Source organism: Nocardia sp. NPDC060220 (assembly GCF_042727815.1).
Taxonomy (GTDB): domain Bacteria; phylum Actinomycetota; class Actinomycetes; order Mycobacteriales; family Mycobacteriaceae; genus Nocardia.
The window spans coordinates 1-2,205 of sequence record NZ_JBHWZY010001017.1 but is presented as its reverse complement, the minus strand read 5'-3'; the positions used below and the strand labels follow the sequence as shown (position 1 = coordinate 2,205).

The window sequence follows — 2,205 nt, the reverse complement described above, 5'->3', positions numbered from 1 at the left end:
ACGCAACACAAGGTGCGGTTGGGGACGCGCTGGTGCTGGTTGTGGGCGTCGCCTCCTCAGCAGGAACAGCCACGGCGGTCACGACGATCGTCAAGGAATGGTGCCGACGAGACCGTCACCGGCGGGTCGAAATGCGGTTGCCGGACCGGGTGCTCGTGATCGACGGCAACCCGGACGATCAGCTCGCGATCATCGAGAAGTTCGTCGAAACGGCGGTGCCGGTCCACCAGGCCGCAGCTGATTCCGGCTCGGGCGAGGACCAGGCGGTGTCATCGTGAGTCGGCTGGCCCGTCGTCGCGCGTTGTTGATCGGTAACGAGAGCTACACCCACCCGGGCTTCGCGCCGTTGCCGTCGGTGCGCACCGACCTGACCATGGTGGAAGAGGTGCTGCGCGACCGCCGCGTTGGAGCCTTCTCCGATGTCGAGTCGTTGATCGACTTGACCACCGACCAGATGCGAACGGCAGTAGACGAGTTCGTCGCCGACAGCAGAGAAGACGAGTTGATGGTCTTCTACTTCTCGGGACACGGGGCGCGAAGCGTTCGGTCCGACGGCGAATTCCATTTCATCGGCACCGACTCCGACCCGGATCGGTTGGGCGAGACCAGCATGCGCGCCGGATTCGTCAACCAGTTGCTCGAACAGTGCGTGGCACCGCAGAAGGTGGTGATCATCGACAGCTGCCGTAGTGGCGGGTTCTCGGTTGGCCTACGCACCTCCGATGCCGTCCCGAAGGGCGCGGTGGACGGTCACCCTGCCGCCCTGGCGAGCCGAGGTGTCTACGTGGTGTCGTCCTCGCGGGCAGGTGAGGCATCGTTCGTCGGTCGCGACGCGACACAGCCGTCGGTGTTCACCGGGGTGTTCGTCGAGGCGATGCGAACCGGTGCGGCGGCGGGTGGCAAGTCGGAGCTTTCGGTGGCGGCGCTGTTCGAATTTGTCAACGACCGACTTCGTCGTCAGGATGCCGGGCAGACGCCGGTGATCTCGGCATCGGGAGTGGACGGCCGCATCATCCTGGCGGCATCACCGTTGTCGCCCATCCAGCTCGACGTCGTGGCCAGCCCCAGATCGGGCGCTGAGATCGGCGCATCGCCGTCGAAGTCACGTACTCCGGACTGGAAGCGACTGCTGACCTATTACGAGACGTGTCTGCGTGCCGAGCAACTCGCCTGGTTGTCACTGGACGACCACGATACGTACGCCTGCATCCCGGGGCGCGAGCGGCTGCTGGTGGGCGATCTCGACGAGGATCACGCCATCGAGGTGCCGACGGAACTCGAAAAGTTCGTCGCTCAGGTCGCCGACGCGAACGAACAGCTCTGGACCGGGTATCCGGCGGTAGTCGTGCGGCCGGGTGGTCGTTCGGCGCGTGCGACCGCGACTCGCAAATTCGCTCCGCTGTTGATCCGGCGCCTCGAGCTCGGCGGGGCCGCCGACCGGCTCGTCCCGGTCGGGCCGCCCATCGTGAATCCGATTCTGCTGCAAGAATATCTGGAATCCGAGGCCGCGTCGGCGTTCAACGAGGGCTACGAACCCACCTGGCACGCGGGCGAATACACAGCGTTAGCCGCCGAGGTACGCCAGATTCTGCGCAACGAGCTCGGCGTCGTCACCGTCGATGAACCCGAGCCGGAATTTCTCGATGACTCGCTGACCGCCGCTACCGGCGCGGTCGGTGCGCGCAACGTCGCAGTGTTGTTCCGCATGTCGGCAGCCGATGGCGGTCCGAACAAGAAACTCCTCGCCGATCTCGCCGCGCTCGCGGAGCGGGTCTCGCAGATCCCGCGTACCGCGCTGGCCTGTGTCGGCCCCGCGGATGCCGTACCCGCCCCCGTACCGGTGTCGACTCGGCGATTGGTGACGCCGCTGCCGTGCAACGAGGCCCAGGCCGAGATCATCCGCTCGGCGATGGCTCGTCCGCTGACGGTTGCGACCGGCCCGCCGGGCACCGGCAAGAGTCAGCTGGTGGTCGACCTGGTGGCCACCGCGGTGTGCGCGGGCGAAACGGTACTTGTGGCATCCACCAACAACAAAGCGGTCGACGAAGTGTGGAGTCGTTGCGAGAAGCTGATTCCTGGCACGGTGATCCGAACGGGCAGTCAGGCCTATCAGGCGAACCAACAGGCGGGTCTCGACCACCTCGCCGGTCTCCGACCCGCCGTCCAGTCGATGTCGACACTGACGGTCATGGTCGATGCCGCCAC

The 2,205-nt window shown here is 66.0% G+C and carries 2 protein-coding genes; both read left to right on the top strand.

Annotation, left to right across the window (positions count from 1 at the left end; translation table 11 throughout):
* A partial coding sequence (locus ACFWF3_RS33055) for a hypothetical protein (RefSeq protein ID WP_379317840.1) occupies positions 1-278 on the top strand: 278 nt, incomplete at its 5' end.
* On the top strand, positions 275-2,205 hold a 1,931-nt coding region (locus ACFWF3_RS33050; protein WP_379317838.1), incomplete at its 3' end, for a caspase family protein. The genes ACFWF3_RS33055 and ACFWF3_RS33050, both read left to right, overlap by 4 nt.